Genomic DNA, 15,198 nt, shown 5'->3' with positions numbered 1-15,198 from the left:
CAGTCACACTCTGGTGAGGCTATCGCAGGCAGGCCCGCGCCCGGATTTGATCGCGTGCTGCTTCAGATCAGGCCTTGGGCGGGTTCACTTTCTGTACCAGTTCATACGCGCGCACGGTTGCTGGCCGCTCCTTGATACTGTTGAACCAGCGCAGCACATGTGGGAAGTCTTCCAGGCGTTGGCTCTGCCACTTGTGGGAAACGATCCATGGATAGATCGCCATGTCGGCAATGCTGTAGTCCTCACCCGCGACGAACGCGCGGTCGGCCAGGCGCCGGTCGAGCACACCGTACAGGCGCGCGGTTTCGTCCACATAGCGCTTGATCGCGTAGGGAATCTTCTCCGGGGCGAACTGGCTGAAGTGGTGGTTCTGGCCCGCCATCGGCCCCAATCCACCCATCTGCCAGAACAACCATTGCAGTGCTTCCTGGCGACCACGCAGGTCTTGCGGAATGAACTTGCCGGTTTTTTCCGCGAGGTACAGCAGGATTGCGCCGGATTCAAACAGCGAAATCGGCGCACCGCCGTCGGTCGGATTCTGATCGACGATGGCCGGGATGCGGTTGTTGGGAGCGATCTTCAGGAAGTCCGGCTTGAACTGGTCGCCCTGGCCGATATTGATCGGGTGCACCTTATAGGGCAGGCCGGCTTCTTCCAGGAACAGCGATACTTTGTGACCGTTGGGGGTAGTCCAGTAGTACAGGTCGATCATGAAGCTCTCCAAATGAGCGAATGCCTGCAGCTATAGGTGAAGACCAAAGGGCAATAATTCAATCAAACATTTGCGTCTAACCTTAGAAGCGTTTTACACAGCGCCGTCCACCAACACTTGCAGCGACTGCTGCGAGCAGCGTTCGATGCGCACCTGCACGCCATACACCTCGGCAAACAGCGCCGGGTCGAGCACCTCATCTGCCGTGCCGCTGGCATACAGCCGGCCCTGGCGCAGCACGGCGATATGGTCGGCAAAGCGTGCGGCAAGGTTGATGTCGTGCAGCACCACCACGGCGATCAGTTGGTGCTCGCGCACCAGCCCGCGCACGCACTCCATGACTTTCAACTGGTAGTTGAGGTCGAGGGCGCTGGTGGGTTCGTCCAGCAGCATCACCTGGGGGCGACGCGCGATCAGTTGGGCAAGACTGACCAATTGGCGCTGGCCACCCGACAGCGTGCTGAGTAACTGGTCGGCCAAGTGCGCGATGCCAATGCGTTGCAACGCCTCGAAGGCTTCGCGCAGGCAGGCCTCGCTGGAGAGTGGAACGCCCTCCACATGGGCCACGCGCAGCGCGGCGATCACGCTTTCCATCACGCTGAGGCTCAGGCCGGGCGGCAGGTTCTGCGGCATGTAGGTCACCCGTCGCGCGCGTTCGGCAACGGACATGGCCGACAGGTCGAGGTCGCCCAATCGCACAACGCCTTGCATCTTTTCCAGCCCGGCCACGGCACGCAGCAAGGTGGATTTACCCGCGCCGTTGGGGCCGATCAAGGCGGTCAGGCTGCCGTGGGGCAAAGTCGGCAAGCTCAGGTCATGCACGATCTGCCGGCGCCCGTAGCTCACATTGGCGTTGTGTACCGATAAGCCCGCACTCATAACTGCCTCCCCCGCTTGAACACCAGCACCACGAAAATCGGCACGCCGACCAAGGCGGTGACAATGCCCACCGGCACAATCACCCCGGGCATGATCAGCTTGCTGGCAATCGACGACAGCGACAGCAGCAACGCACCGGTCAGGGCGCTGGCCGGCAACAGGAAGCGTTGATCCTCACCCACCAGGATCCGCGCGATATGCGGACCTACCAGACCGATAAATCCGATGGTGCCTACAAAGGCCACGGCGGTGGCCGACAACAGGCTGATGCGCAGCAACGAGAAAAACCGCAGGCGCTTCACGTCCACGCCAAAGCTTTGCGCGCGGTCCTCGCCCATGCGCAATAGGGTCAGGCGCGGTGCGGCGGTGAAGGAAAACGGCAGCACCACCGCGACCACCAGCGCCAGGATGCCGAGCTTGTCCCAATTGGCCCGGGTCACGCTGCCCAGGGTCCAGAACACCAGCTGTTGCAGCACGTCTTCGGTGGCCACCAGTTGCAGCAAGGCCACCACCGCGTTGCAACTGAACACCAGCGCGATGCCGAACAACACCAGGCTTTCCACGCCGGCGCCGCGCAGGCGTGACATGGCTTGCAGCAAAAACACCGAGGCGGCGGCGAAGATAAACGCCGAGATCGAAATCGCGGTGTTGGCCGAGACCCACAGCGTGGTCACCGGGAACACAATCACCAGCGATGCACCCAACGCCGCCGCCGACGACACGCCCAAGGTAAACGGGCTGGCCAGCGGGTTGTTGAGGATCGCCTGCATCTCGGCCCCGGCCAGCGACAACGCGCAGCCTACCAGCACCGCCATCAGCGCGTAGGGCAGGCGCACGTTCCAGATGATCACCTGGTCGGTGGCGCTCAGGTGCGAGGGATGCAGGATGCCGTCGAGTAACGCCAGCAGGCCCATGCCCGACGGGCCGCTGGCCAGGTCGACCAGAATCGCGCAGGCCAGCGCGCTGCCGAGCAAGGCCAGCAGCCAGGCACGCCGCGCCAGCAGGCGCCGGTAGCCGTGGGTGGCGCTGGCGAGGTCGAGGGTTTGAGTGGTCATGGAGTTCACACAATTTTGAAGACGATGAAAATCCAAATGTGGGAGCGGGCTTGCTCGCGAATGCGCGGTGTCAGTCACTGAATAGGTCGACTGATACACCGCCTTCGCGAGCAAGCCCGCTCCCACAGTTTTTACCGCGTTTCGACAGCAGGCTTGCTGTTGATCCAATAGGCACCCTGCAGCGGCATCCCGAGGAACTGCTGGTTGATCTGCGCCATCGTCGCCTGCGGGTCCAGCGTGGCGAACAGTTGCGGGTGTACCCACTTGGCCAGCGCTTCAATCGCCAGCAGGTTGTAGGGCGAGTTGTAGAAGTCATGCCACAGGCCGTGGGAATTGCCTTCGCGGATCGCGCGAAGATTGGCGAATTCCGGCCGCGCCAACACGCGGTCAAACGCTTCACGCGCCTCGTCCTGGGTAACGCCTGCGCCCAGGATCAGCCCGGGTTTGTGGTTGCCGGTGGCCACGTACACATCCGGATCAGCCTTCAGCGCATATTCAACGCTGATATCACCCAGCGCGCCGGGCACGACATCGGCAGCGATGTTGCGTCCGCCGACCAGCTTGATCACTTCACCCATGCCGCTTTTGCCGGTGGTGTGCCCCGGTGCCTGCCAGGCACCGGCCAGCAGTTCGAGGAACACGCTCGGGCGCGGGCCGGCCGGCAAGGTGGCGACGGCGTCGCTGATCACCTTGATGTGCTGGTCATAGAACGCGAGGAATGCCTTGGCCTGGGCTTCACGCCCCAACGCCTGGCCCAGCGCGCTCATGCTGCTATGGGTGCCTTGTACCGGGTTGATGCGAAAGTCGACGAACAGCACCGGGATTCCGGCCTTGGCCAATACATCGGCGACCGGGCTGTGTTCGGTCGGGCCGTGCCCGGAGATGCTGAACACCGCCAGGTCCGGTTTCAGTGAGAGAATTTCTTCAGCGCTGACGCTTTGTTCCGACGCCTGCCCGATCAAAGGGATGTCCTTGACCGTCGGAAATTTCGCCACGTAGGCGTTATAGGTGTGTTGGTCCAGCAGCTTCAGATCGTTCTGCCAGCCGACGATGCGCTGGAACGGCGCGTCCTTGTCGAGCAGGGCAAATGCCGAAATCAGGCGACCTTCACCCAGTACCACGCGTTTGACGTCGTCTTTTACCTCGACCTTGCGGCCGAGCACGTCGGTGACTTCGTGGGCGGCGGCGGTTTCGGCATGGCCGAGGACCAAGGCGCCGAACAGCACGCCGAGCTTGAGCAAGTGAAGGGGTTTGCGCATGGCAGAGGCTCCTGGTGAGAGAGGATCAGAATTCATAATCGACGCTGGCGGTGAGGGTGCGCCCGGCACCTGGGATGCCATAGAGCTGGAAGCCATCGAGGGAGGCGCCGACCTGGCTGTAATAGAACGTGTTGAAGACGTTGTTGAGGTTGAGGTTGACCGTGGTGTCCCTGTTCACCTTGTATTGCGCGGCCAGGCTGCTGAGCCAGTAGCCGGGGGCTTTTTCATGGTCGCGGGTGTAGATCGCATTCACGCCGGAGGGGCCATTGGCGTAGCTGCTGTTGTTGTTCAAGCCGCCGACGTATTTGTTGTCGGTGTAGCGGCGCCGGCCGACGTATTGCTCGCCGTAGCTCAGGCTCAGGGCGTCGGTGACGGCATAGGTGGTCCACAGGTTGGCGGTCAGGTCAGGGACGTTCTTGGCTTCGGCGCCCTTGTTGATGCCTTTGGTCTGGGTACTCTTGAGCGCCGAGAAACCGGTGTAGGCGGTCCAGCGCGAGGTGATATTGCCTTGCAGGCCGAGTTCCACGCCGTCCACGCGCTTGGCGGGCAGGGCGCGTACCGGGGCGGATTCGCCGTCCTGGTATTCCCAGGCGTTGTCGAGTTCGGTGCGGAAAATCGCGGCGGTGACGTTCAGCATGTCGTGGGCAATGTCCCACTTGGTGCCCAACTCGTAGGTCTTGGACTTGGCCGGGCTGTAGTTGCTGGTGCTGGCCGCGCCGTAGATCTGGTTGTTGGTGGATGCGCCCAACGCCGAGGGTTGCGCTGCTTCGCTGTAGGACACATAGACGCTGCCGTTGGGCAACGGCTTGTACACCGCGCCGACCCGTCCGCTCACCGCACCGTCGGTGCTGCTGATGGTCGATTGGCCGCGTTGGCTGGTTTGCGCCCGCCAGTTGTCGTAGCGCAGCGAGCCCAGCACCTGCCACTGCTCGTTGAGGGTGACGGTGTCACCCAGGTAAATACCGGCGTTGTCGATCACCGAGCGCGGGTCGCCTTCACCCTTGGTCACGTAGGTGCTGGCGAAGCTGTGGCTGGGCTCGCTCATGTCGAAGAACAGGTTGCCTGCCGGCACTTCGGCGTTGCGCTTCAGCCCGCCGTAGGTCTCGTGGTAGAACTCGAGGCCCGAGACCACCGCGTGTTGCAGGCTTCCTGTATTGAACTTGAAGCTGAAGTCGGTCTGGTTATCCAGGATGGTGTAGTGCTTCGACAAGCCAAAGTCGCTGCCGCGCAGGATGCCGTAGGCGGTGTTGCTGTTGTTCACGTAGTCGGTGTAGGCATTCACCGTGCTACCGGGCACTTGGCTGATCGGGCCTACACCGGTGTAGCCCAAAGTCGCACAACGGGCGCCGGTGCAGGTTTTGTTGCCATTCGCGTCGGCGGCAAAAAAGCGCGCCGGGGAGAGCACGGCGAAGTTGTCGCTGCGTTCCCAGCGAGTCTGGTTGCGCAGGTTGGCTTCATTCCAGTCGAAGTCGTGCTCCAGGCGGGCAGTCAGCGAGGTGGTTTTGTTTTGCTGGGTGTAGAGGCTGGAGTCGCCGTACCAGTTCGAGCGTTTCACCCCGGGCATGCGGTCGCCGTCGGTGCCCCGCTGGATCGGCACGCCGCCGTCCGGGGTGTTGGTGTCTTTCTGGTAGAAGGTGTCGATGAACAGCCGCGTGTCGGTGCCCAGGCCGAAGCCGAACGAGGTGGCGATGCCCCAGCGGTCGTAGTCCACGTCGTCGCGCTCGGCCACCTGGTTGTAGTGTTTCATCAGGTTGATGCGTACGGCGGTGGTGTCGTTCAGTTGCTTGTTCAGGTCGGCCGTGAGCCGGCGATAGCTGTCGGTGCCGATCCCGGCCGAGACCTTGTTGGCATCGCCCAGGTGCGCTTCCTTGCTGACCAGGTTGACACTGCCGCCCACCGCAGACACCCCGGACTCGATGGAGCCGGTGCCCTTGAACACTTCGGCCTGTTGCAGGTTGAAGGTGTCGGTACGGGTCGACATGCCGGCATCGCGCACGCCGTCGACGGTCAGGCTCTGCTCCGAAGAAAAGCCCCGGATCGAGAACAGATCGCCCCAGCCCAGGTTGCCCTCGCCAGACATGAAGGTAATGCCCGGCACGTTGCGCAACACTTCCTGCAGGGTCTGCGCGTTTTGCTCCTTGAGCACCTGCTGGGGCACGATGGTCACGCTTTGCGGCGCGTCCAGCAGCGGCTGGCTGATTTTCGCCGAGGTCACCCGGTCCACTTTGAAGGTGGAGGTGGCTTCACCGTCGACCTTGATTTCCGGCAGGCTCAGCACCGAGCCATTGGTCGTGGCGGCTGTCGTATCGGCCAAGGCGGTCGGGGCGACGCCACCAGCCGCGAGGAAACCGAACATCGGCGCCAGGGTACTGTGCAACGTGTGACGGTGAGGGGTGGGCAATGACATAGGCAGTGATCCGAGTCTAAATTACAATTACTCTCATTTAGGTTCGGTAGTCTAAAGAGCGATTCCGCCTGCCATACCGGGGCTTTGTATCGCTGATGCGTGATTATGGTTTCCTACAACATTCCATTACATTTGCCTGCACTGCTGGCTGAACTTTCGGCTATCTCCTGCGTTTTGAGTTTTCGGATCGACTGCCCATGGCCAAGCAAGACCACCTGCTGATCGTTGATGACGACCCGCAAATCCGCCAACTGCTCTGCGACTACCTGAGCGACGCCGGTTTCCAGGTATCCACCGCCGCCGACGGCAAGGAAATGCGCCGCCGCCTGGCGCTGAACGTGATTGACCTGATCGTGCTCGACCTGATGCTGCCGGGTGAAGACGGCCTGAGCCTGTGTCGCGAACTGCGGGTCAGTTCCAACACGCCGGTGGTCATGCTCACGGCCAAGGGCTCGTTGATCGACCGCATCGTCGGCCTGGAGATCGGCGCCGATGACTACCTGCCCAAGCCGTTCGACCCGCGTGAGTTGCTGGTACGGATCAAGGTCGTGCTGCGACGCGTGCAGAGTTTTCCGGATCGCGCGCGCCTGGACGAGGCGCCGAGCATTCGCTTCGCCGGCTGGCAGCTCGACACGCGGGCGCGGCAGTTGCTGTCGCCGCAAGGCGTGGTGGTGAGCCTGGGCAACTCGGATTACCGCGTGTTGCGCCTGCTGTTGCAGCACCCCAACCGTCCGTTGAGCCGCGACTTTTTGCTCAACCACGTGTTCGACAAGGACAGCACGCCGTTCGACCGCTCCATCGACGTGTGCATCAGCCGCCTGCGCTCGCAACTGCCGGCGGGGCTGATCAAGACCGTGCGCAACGAGGGTTACATGCTCACCGCCGATGACGTGGTGTTGGAATCGTGAGACTGCTGCCGCGCTCGCTGTTCGGGCGGCTGGTGCTGATCCTGGTCAGCGGCATGCTCGCGGCCCAGGCCCTGACCAGCAGCATCTGGTACGACCGGCGGCATGGCCAGGTGCTGGAAATCCCTGCGCGGCTGATCGCCACTCGACTGGCGGATGTGGTGCGGCTGGTGCACAGCGATCCGCAGCAGGCGGACCTGCTGATCAAAATGCTCGATACGCCGAACTTCCGCCTGACCCTGAGCGAGCAGGCCAGCAGCACCCCCAGTACCCTCAACGATGCCGACCGGCCCACCGAGCGCTTGATCAAAAAGGTGTTGTCGCAGAAGACCGGCTACGCCCAGACCCTGGTGCTGTTGCGCCTTTCCCTGGTCGATGGCGAAGGGCAAAGCGCCGGGCTCTCGACACTGCTCAGCTCCCAACCGGTGGTGGGGCAATTCTTGATCGACCTGCGTCTTCCCGATGGGCGCTGGTTGCAGGTGGATGCCAGTGAAGAGCAGGGCTGGACCAGTACCTCGCCGCTGGACCTGCTGTTCGACTACGTGATGCGCATCTATTTGTTGCGCGTGTTGGTGCTGGTGGTGATTGCCCTGGTGGCGGTGCGCCTGGCCATCCGTCCGCTCAATGCGCTGGCCAAGGCCGCCGAAGCCCTGGGCCGTGATATCCAGCGGCCGCCGCTGTCGGAGGATGGCCCCACCGAAGTGCGCCGCGCCGCGCAGGCCTTCAACGCGATGCAGCAACGGCTGATTGCCAACATCGCCGAGCGCACGCGTTTTCTTGCGGCGATTTCCCACGACTTGCGTTCACCGATCACACGCCTGCGCCTGCGTACCGAGATGCTCGACGACCCTCGCACCCAGGAGCGTTTTCGCAGCGACCTGGAAGAAATGGAGCACATGGTCTCCAGCACCCTGGATTTTGCCAGCAGCGGTGAAATCAACGAGACGCGGCAGAACATCGACATCAATGCCCTGCTGCAAAGCTTGCAGGCGGACTTGCAGGATGTGGGCGAAAGCGTGCGCATCGAAGGTCGTGCCAGGCAACCGTTGCCGGGGTACGCGCGCAGCCTCAAGCGTTGCGTGCAGAACCTGCTGGAAAACGCGGTGCGTTATGGTCGCGACGTGGTGGTGCGGGTCGAGGACCAGGCGGACAGTTTGAAGATCATCATCCGCGACCGAGGGCCGGGGATTCCCCAGGAACAACTGGAGCAGGTGATGGAGCCGTTCTACCGCGTGGAGGGTTCACGCAATGCCGAGACGGGCGGGTATGGGCTGGGGTTGAGCATTGCGCACACCATTGCCCGGGCGCACGAGGGACGGTTGAGCTTGAGCAATCGGAACGGCGGGGGGCTTGAGGTGGTGTTGCAGTTTCAACACAAACCCTGACGTGCTAACTCAACCTGAAGGAGCCGGCTTGTCGGCGACAGCGATGTTGGGGACGCCATCGCCGGCAAGCCGGTTCCTGCAGGGTCAGGGCATCAAGCCCCGTGGCACTTCTTGAATTTCTTCTCGCTGCCGCACGGGCAAGGATCGTTGCGGCCGACGTCCTTCAACGCGTTGCGCACCGGCTCCTGGTGAGCGTGGCCGCAGTTCGGGCCGTGGACATGACCGTGGTCGTGATCGTGGTGATCGTGATGATCATGATCGTGGTTGCAGTCAGGACCATGGACATGGGGTTGCTGAGTCATCGATGTCGCTCCGGAATAAAATCGCCGGGGATTATCTCGCCATTGTGGTTCACCTGCACGTCATAACCGATGAATAATCCGGTTTTCAGCTCACCCTCCAGACGATAAGGCACGGGTTTGTCGGGATTTTTCAGCATCTGCACGACATCGCGGATCTGCGGCCAGAGGTTGGTGCGCACCGACACCTTGAAAAACGCGTGGCCCCGGGGCGGCACGGTCAGCCATTCGTTGGACTCACCTTCGGTCAGCACAAAATCGCCGAGGCTGACTTTGTAGATCAGGCCGCGCACCGTCAGGTCGGCGTCGTCGCGGTTGTCCACGCGAAAGTACAGTTTGAATTTCTGCTCGAGCAACTTGGCCCGCACCACTTCGACTTTCACCAGCGAGACGTGGGGCGGCGGCGCATCGTCTTCGAACCAGGACGCGCAGCCGGTGAGGCCGAGGGTCAACGCCAGCATCAAGCTGTACATCCGAAGCATGGCGTTATCCATCCTGTGTAGGAGCGAGCTTGCTCGCGAAGGTCGTCAACGATGACGCGCTAAGCCTGACACACAAAGGCGCCCCCGGGGTTTTCGCGAGCAAGCTCGCGCTTGCAGGTCAGAGGTAGCTGGAACAACACTTCTTGAATTTCTGCCCACTGCCGCACAGGCAGGCATCGTTGCGTCCGGCCTTCACTTCCACTGTCGGGTCGATGAAGTACCAGCGCCCCTCATTCTGTACGAAAGAAGACTGCTCGCGGTGGCTATGTTCGCCGGTGCTGTCGTGCCAACGCGCGGTAAAGGTCACAAAGGCATGTTCTGGCTGGCCGCCGAACACCTCCGAGTTTTCGACTTCCAGGCCGAGCCAGGTGCTCTGGGCGCTCCAGGCGGCGATGGCGTCGCGGTCGAGGCCGGCCTGTTGCGCGGGCAGGGTGGTGGCCACCAGGTAGTCCACCAGGCCCAGCACATAGGCGCTGTAGCGTGAACGCATCAGGGCGCTGGCGCACGGGGCCGGGTGCCCGGCGTGATAATGGCCGCAGCAGGCATCCAGCAGGTTGCCACTGCCGCAGGGGCAAATGGATGTACTCATCGGGTTACCACCAATACTTTCCGAAGTTTTCCGGGTTGGCCCAGAAGCGGGCGTTGAGCCAGTCCGGCACCTGTTTATAGTCAAGCAGATCGTAGGTAAACAGCGTCAGAACCTGTTCATCGCGCTGGAAACGCTCGCCGGCCTGCAGGGCCAGGGAGAAGAAGTCGGTGTCTTTCCAGTCGCATGCGCCCAGGTCCACCAGCACGGCAATGCGGCTGGCGTTGAGGTTGCGAATGCCACCGAGCAGGGTCAGGCCTTGCGGTTTTGACAGGTGCTCCAGGCAGTCGACCACCAGCGCCAGGTCAAAACGCTGCGCCGCAAGTTCCGCCGGCAGGGCGCCGGGGGCTGCCACGGACACCTGGGTATCCGGGTGCGCGGCTTGAAACGCGTCCAGCGCCGGAAACTGACTGGCGCCCAATAACAGCAGGCGTTTGGGCTGGTGCAGATCCAGCAAGGCAGCCAAGGCTTGCTGGGGCGTACGGGAAGAAATGCCAGCGGTCATCAGAGATCCTCACATCAAGACGCTAGAGACTAGCGCGGCTGAGCGTGCGGGCCTAGAGCGGGCGGCTGCGAAAAGTCCGGCGAGAACGACGATCCCTAACAAATACGGGGGCGTGGCGTAGTGGCGCAGTTGAAAAGAGCGGTCTTTACTCCACCCATCGGCCCCCGCCGATCCCCTCAGGAGAAAGTCAGATGAGCATCATGCGGACAGCTCTACCCTTGGTTCTGCTCACCGGGTTATTGACAGGTTGCGCAGGCTTGCAAAAAACCGATTGGCCGACCTGCGCTGCCGTTGGCGGTGTGACCGGCGCGGCGATCGGCGCCACGGAAAGCTCGGCCTATGCAGGCTATGGCGCCTTGCTGGTCGGCGGTATGGCCGGCGCCTATTGCTGGGTGCACGGTGATGGCGACGAGGACGGCGATGGTGTGCCGGACAGCCGCGACAAGTGCCCGCACACGCCAAAAGGCGTGCAGGTCGATGCCAATGGCTGCCCACCGGTGCCGCCGGCTGCGGTGGTTGAGGAAGTGGTGGTGGTCAAGGAAGAAACCATCGTGATTCGCGATGTGCACTTCGAGTTCGACTCGGCCAGGCTGACCGCCGCCGATAAAACCAAGCTCGACACCATTGCCACGCGCCTGAAACAGGAAGCCCCGAGTGCTCAACTGCGGGTCAGCGGGCATACCGACAGCGTCGGCAAGGATGCCTATAACCAGAAACTCTCGGAAAAACGTGCTCACTCGGTCACCGATTACCTGATCGGCGCCGGCGTGCCGCGCAGTGCCTTTGTGTCTGTGACGGGGGCGGGCGAAAGCCATCCGGTTGCCGACAACAAAACCGCTGAAGGTCGTGCCTTGAACCGTCGTACGGAAATCCAGATCAACCGCTGACAAACCTTGCCCCTGTGGGATCCACAGGGGCATTGCCGCGCGCCTCGCCTGCACCTCTCCCTGCACAAGTTTTTTGATGCTTCACTGGCAAATCGCCTGTAGAAGTCGTTACTGTGCGTCCAAAGAAAAATTCGAAATCAGTCAGGAGCCCCATGATGCGTAAGGTTTTACTGTTGGCCGCGTTGGTCAGCCCCGTCGCCCTGGCCCAGAGCGTCAGTGTTGAGACCAATTCGTTGATGCGCCTGCCCAACAGCACCAGCGTGTTGCAACTGGAGCGTCTGGAGGTAGCGGACTACGGCACCTTGCTGATCCCGGCCACCATCAGCCAGGTCACGGTGGATGAGCTGCACCTGGGCCGCGATGCGCGGATTGCGATTGTCCCCGGTGGCACCGTGCTGCAACTGCAGGTGCGCCATGCGCAGTTGGACCACGGCAGCCAGATCACTTCGCGGGGCGCGCCGGGCACCCATGAAAAACCGGCCAAGGCCGGGCGTGACCTGACCTTGCGGATCAATTCACTGGTGGCTGAAGAGCTGTCGGTGGATGCCCGTGGCGGCGCGGGCGCCCAAGGGTATGCCGGGCTGGATGGTGCCAACGGCGTGGACCCGGGTTGCACCTGGGGGTCGGCCGGGCGTGGCGCCAACGGTGACAATGGCGGCGACGGCTTGCCGGGCGCTGCGGGCGCGCAGGTGCGGGTCGAGTTGCCGCAGGACTTCCCGGCCCAACAGATCAAGGTCTGGGTCGACGGCGGTGCCGGCGGTCTGGCCGGCACGGCGGGCAAGCCTGGCAAAGGTGGCGAGTCCAAGGGCTGCCTGGTGTACCGCGCCGACGGCGGCGAGAAGGGCCGCCCAGGGCTGGAAGGGCAACCGGGGCCAGCAGGGCCTGCGGGCACTGTGACCGTACAGCGTCTGTAACCTCTCTAATGTGGCGAGCGGGCTTGTCCCGCGTTGGGCTGCGCAGCGGCCCCAAACCCAAACACCTCGGTTTGCCTGAAACAACGCACCGATTCCTGGAGGGGCCGCTTCGCAGCCCAACGCGGGACAAGCCCGCTCGCCACAGGGGGCTTGGCCGGCCTCAGAACATCGGCCGGGCCGACGCGATTGCCACCACCACCAGCCCCACGATCAAGTTGATCCCGACCAATTTGCGGATCTGACCCAGCGCGGCCGCGCCTGCCGGCCAGTCTTCAGCCGCCACTGCCTTGCGCAATTCCGGGTATTTCAACGCCTGGATACGGATAAACAGCGCCGTCATCACCAGGTACAACCCCATCATCACCTGCACGTAGCGCGGCGCGGTTTCAAAGCCACTGAAGCGCAGTTGCAACAGGCCGATGCCGCTGATCGGCAAAACCAGCACCGCCACCCACACCCATACGAAAAAACGTTGAAACACATTTGCCCATAACTTGAGCCGTGCGGGGCCCTCAAGTGCCGCCACGGCGGCGGGGCGCAGGATCATCCAGGCGAAAAACATACCGCCGACCCATACCAGGGCGGCCAATACATGCAGGGTGTAAGCGAGGCTAAACGCGGTCATTGTGGTACTCCGTTCTGCGCGGGATTAATTAGCGGGGTATGATAGCGGCCGATCCGAACCACTGAAAATTTATCCAGCGTTTTTTGCGCCCGACTATCCATGATCAGCACTGAACTCAAAACCACGATCCAGGGCGCCTATTCGCGTTTTCTCGAAGCCAAGAGCTTGAAACCGCGCTACGGCCAACGCCTGATGATCGCCGAAGTGGCCAAGGTCCTCGGGGATATCGACGTCGACGACGAAGGCCGCCGCGAAGGTGAGCCCGCCGTCGTGGCCGTCGAGGCCGGCACCGGTACCGGCAAGACCGTGGCCTACAGCCTGGCCGCGATCCCCACCGCCAAGGCAGCCGGCAAGCGCCTGGTGATCGCCACCGCGACTGTCGCCCTGCAGGAGCAGATCGTCTACAAAGACCTGCCCGACCTGATGCGCAACAGCGGCCTGAACTTTACGTTCGCCCTGGCCAAGGGCCGTGGGCGCTACATGTGCCTGTCCAAACTCGATGTGCTGCTGCAGGAAGGCCACGCGCAAACCGCCACGGCGCAGCTGTTCGAAGAAGAAGGCTTCAAGATCGAAGTTGATGAAGCCAGCCAGAAGCTGTTCACCAGCATGATCGAGAAACTCGCCGGGAATAAATGGGACGGCGACCGCGACAGCTGGCCCACCGCCCTGGAAGATTCCGACTGGGCGCGCCTGACCACCGACCACAGCCAGTGCACCAACCGCCATTGCCCCAACTTCGGCCAGTGCGCCTTCTATAAGGCCCGCGAAGGCATGGGCAAGGTCGACGTGATCGTCACCAACCACGACATGGTCCTGGCCGACCTGGCCCTGGGCGGCGGCGCCGTGCTGCCGGACCCGCGCGATACGCTCTACGTATTCGACGAAGGCCATCACCTGCCGGACAAGGCCATCGGCCACTTCGCCCATTACACGCGCCTGCGCTCCACCGCCGACTGGCTGGAAACCACCGCCAAGAACCTGACCAAACTGCTCGCCCAGCACCCGCTGCCCGGTGACCTGGGCAAGTTGATCGAACAAGTGCCGGAGCTGGCGCGCGAGATCAAGACCCAGCAGCAATTCATGTTCAGCGCCTGCGAGCAGGTCGCTGACTTCAAGCCCGGTGAAGACGTGGAGGGGCGCGAGCGTCCACGCCACCGTTTTGTCGGCGGGCTGATCCCCGAGCACATGCGCGAAATGGGCATCGAGCTGAAAAAAGGTTTCTCGCGCCTGACCGACCTGTTTACCCGCCTGACCGACCTGCTCAAGGAAGGCATGGACGGCGAGGTCAACATCGGCATCGCCAGCAACCAGGCCGAGGAGTGGTACCCGCTGTTTGGCAGCCTGTTGTCGCGCTCCCAGGGCAACTGGGAGTTGTGGACTGCGTTTACCGTCGAAGACCCGGAAGACAACCCGCCGATGGCCCGCTGGTTGACCCTGTCGGAAAGCGGTGCGCTGTTCGACATCGAGGTCAACGCCAGCCCGATCCTCGCGGCCGAAATGCTGCGCCGCAACCTCTGGAACGTGGCCTACGGCTGCCTGGTGACGTCGGCGACGCTGACCGCCCTGGGCACTTTCGACCGCTTCCGCATGCGTGCCGGCCTGCCGAAAAAAGCCGTCACGGCCGTGGTGCCGAGCCCGTTCCATCACGCCGACGCCGGCGTGTTGCGCGTGCCCGACCTCAAGGCCGACCCTCGGGATGCGGCGGCGCACACTGCAGCGATCATCCGCGACCTGCCGGAACTGGTAGAGGGCTCGCGCGGCACGCTGGTGCTGTTTTCGTCACGCAAACAGATGCAGGACGTGTTCGACGGCCTCGACCGCGACTGGCGCAAGCAGGTGTTTATCCAGGGCAACCTGTCCAAGCAGGAAACCCTCAACAAGCACAAGGCGCGCGTCGATGGCGGCGATTCCAGCGTGCTGTTCGGCCTGGCAAGCTTCGCCGAAGGCGTGGACTTGCCCGGTGCCTACTGCGAACACGTGGTGATCGCCAAGATCCCGTTCTCGGTGCCGGATGATCCGGTCGAGGCGGCATTGGCCGAATGGATCGAGGCGCGCGGCGGTAACCCGTTCATGGAAATCTCGGTGCCGGATGCGTCCCTGAAACTGGTGCAGGCCTGCGGTCGCTTGCTGCGCACCGAAGAAGACCGGGGCACCATCACCTTGCTTGACCGCCGCCTGGTTACCCAGCGCTATGGCAAGGCTATCCTGAATGCCTTGCCGCCGTTCAGGCGCGAAATTTCTTAAGCCACTGTGGGCGAATTCGCCCACTTCGTGGTCTATCTGACTGCCAACGCTTTA

15 protein-coding genes are annotated in these 15,198 nt (G+C 62.8%); 5 read left to right on the top strand and 10 right to left on the bottom strand.

Annotated features, from left to right (window positions below):
- Window positions 1-67: 67 nt before the first annotated feature.
- The 5 genes from BBG20_RS11045 to BBG20_RS11025 all read right to left on the bottom strand — a co-directional run bounded on the left by BBG20_RS11045 (window position 68) and on the right by BBG20_RS11025 (window position 6,312).
- Window positions 68-712: a glutathione S-transferase N-terminal domain-containing protein gene (locus tag BBG20_RS11045; RefSeq protein ID WP_065903017.1), complete on the bottom strand. Its 645-nt coding sequence runs from the start codon at window positions 710-712 to the stop codon at window positions 68-70.
- 93 nt (window positions 713-805) lie between these two features.
- Window positions 806-1,591, bottom strand: coding sequence for an ABC transporter ATP-binding protein (locus BBG20_RS11040; RefSeq protein ID WP_065903015.1), 786 nt, complete (start codon window positions 1,589-1,591; stop codon window positions 806-808).
- On the bottom strand, window positions 1,588-2,646 hold the full coding sequence (locus BBG20_RS11035) for a FecCD family ABC transporter permease (protein WP_065903011.1): 1,059 nt from the start codon (window positions 2,644-2,646) through the stop codon (window positions 1,588-1,590). The genes BBG20_RS11040 and BBG20_RS11035 overlap by 4 nt, the downstream gene beginning before the upstream one ends.
- Before the next feature lie 131 nt (window positions 2,647-2,777).
- Window positions 2,778-3,905: an ABC transporter substrate-binding protein gene (locus tag BBG20_RS11030; protein WP_065903009.1), complete on the bottom strand. Its 1,128-nt coding sequence runs from the start codon at window positions 3,903-3,905 to the stop codon at window positions 2,778-2,780.
- Between the two features lie 25 nt (window positions 3,906-3,930).
- Entirely contained in the window at window positions 3,931-6,312 is a 2,382-nt protein-coding gene (locus BBG20_RS11025; protein WP_065903007.1) for a TonB-dependent receptor, read from the bottom strand.
- A 197-nt stretch (window positions 6,313-6,509) separates the two neighbouring features.
- On the opposite strand from BBG20_RS11025, the gene BBG20_RS11020 reads away from it, so the two are divergent.
- Together BBG20_RS11020 and BBG20_RS11015 are read left to right on the top strand one after the other, a co-directional pair.
- Entirely contained in the window at window positions 6,510-7,220 is a 711-nt protein-coding gene (locus BBG20_RS11020; protein ID WP_065903005.1) for a response regulator, read from the top strand.
- Window positions 7,217-8,602 carry an ATP-binding protein gene (locus tag BBG20_RS11015; protein WP_065903003.1) on the top strand — a complete coding sequence of 462 codons (1,386 nt, stop codon included), beginning with the start codon at window positions 7,217-7,219 and terminating at the stop codon, window positions 8,600-8,602. The genes BBG20_RS11020 and BBG20_RS11015 overlap by 4 nt, the downstream gene beginning before the upstream one ends.
- Window positions 8,603-8,694: 92 nt before the next feature.
- Here the strand turns inward: BBG20_RS11015 and BBG20_RS31740 are convergent, their stop codons facing one another.
- From BBG20_RS31740 to BBG20_RS11000, 4 genes are all read right to left on the bottom strand, one after another.
- Window positions 8,695-8,904: an SEC-C metal-binding domain-containing protein gene (locus BBG20_RS31740; RefSeq protein ID WP_065890089.1), complete on the bottom strand. Its 210-nt coding sequence runs from the start codon at window positions 8,902-8,904 to the stop codon at window positions 8,695-8,697.
- Complete coding sequence (locus BBG20_RS11010; RefSeq protein WP_065903001.1) at window positions 8,901-9,383, bottom strand: LEA type 2 family protein; 483 nt, start codon at window positions 9,381-9,383, stop codon at window positions 8,901-8,903. Before BBG20_RS11010 ends, BBG20_RS31740 begins: the two co-directional genes overlap by 4 nt.
- Window positions 9,384-9,501: 118 nt before the next feature.
- Entirely contained in the window at window positions 9,502-9,972 is a 471-nt protein-coding gene (locus tag BBG20_RS11005) for a YchJ family protein (protein WP_065902999.1), read from the bottom strand.
- Between the two features lie 4 nt (window positions 9,973-9,976).
- The gene (locus BBG20_RS11000; protein ID WP_065902997.1) at window positions 9,977-10,474 is read right to left on the bottom strand and encodes a DUF6231 family protein; all 498 of its coding nucleotides are present in this window, start codon (window positions 10,472-10,474) and stop codon (window positions 9,977-9,979) included.
- A gap of 191 nt (window positions 10,475-10,665) precedes the next feature.
- On the opposite strand from BBG20_RS11000, the gene BBG20_RS10995 reads away from it, so the two are divergent.
- Window positions 10,666-11,361 (top strand): OmpA family protein, encoded by a 696-nt coding sequence (locus tag BBG20_RS10995; RefSeq protein ID WP_065902995.1) that lies wholly within the window; start codon window positions 10,666-10,668, stop codon window positions 11,359-11,361.
- Between the two features lie 155 nt (window positions 11,362-11,516).
- The gene (locus tag BBG20_RS10990) at window positions 11,517-12,275 is read left to right on the top strand and encodes a collagen-like triple helix repeat-containing protein (RefSeq protein ID WP_065902993.1); all 759 of its coding nucleotides are present in this window, start codon (window positions 11,517-11,519) and stop codon (window positions 12,273-12,275) included.
- Between the two features lie 160 nt (window positions 12,276-12,435).
- Here the strand turns inward: BBG20_RS10990 and BBG20_RS10985 are convergent, their stop codons facing one another.
- Window positions 12,436-12,900: a CopD family protein gene (locus BBG20_RS10985; protein ID WP_065902988.1), complete on the bottom strand. Its 465-nt coding sequence runs from the start codon at window positions 12,898-12,900 to the stop codon at window positions 12,436-12,438.
- Window positions 12,901-12,999: 99 nt separating this feature from the next.
- Here BBG20_RS10985 and dinG point away from each other — a divergent pair, with 99 nt between their 5' ends.
- A complete protein-coding gene (gene dinG, locus BBG20_RS10980; RefSeq protein ID WP_065902986.1) occupies window positions 13,000-15,144 on the top strand; it encodes an ATP-dependent DNA helicase DinG in 2,145 nt (714 codons plus the stop codon).
- The last annotated feature ends 54 nt before the right edge of the window (window positions 15,145-15,198 follow it).

It is taken from the genome of Pseudomonas aylmerensis (assembly GCF_001702265.1).
GTDB classification, from domain to species: domain Bacteria; phylum Pseudomonadota; class Gammaproteobacteria; order Pseudomonadales; family Pseudomonadaceae; genus Aquipseudomonas; species Aquipseudomonas aylmerensis.
This window is presented reverse-complemented; position numbering and strand designations above follow the sequence as displayed.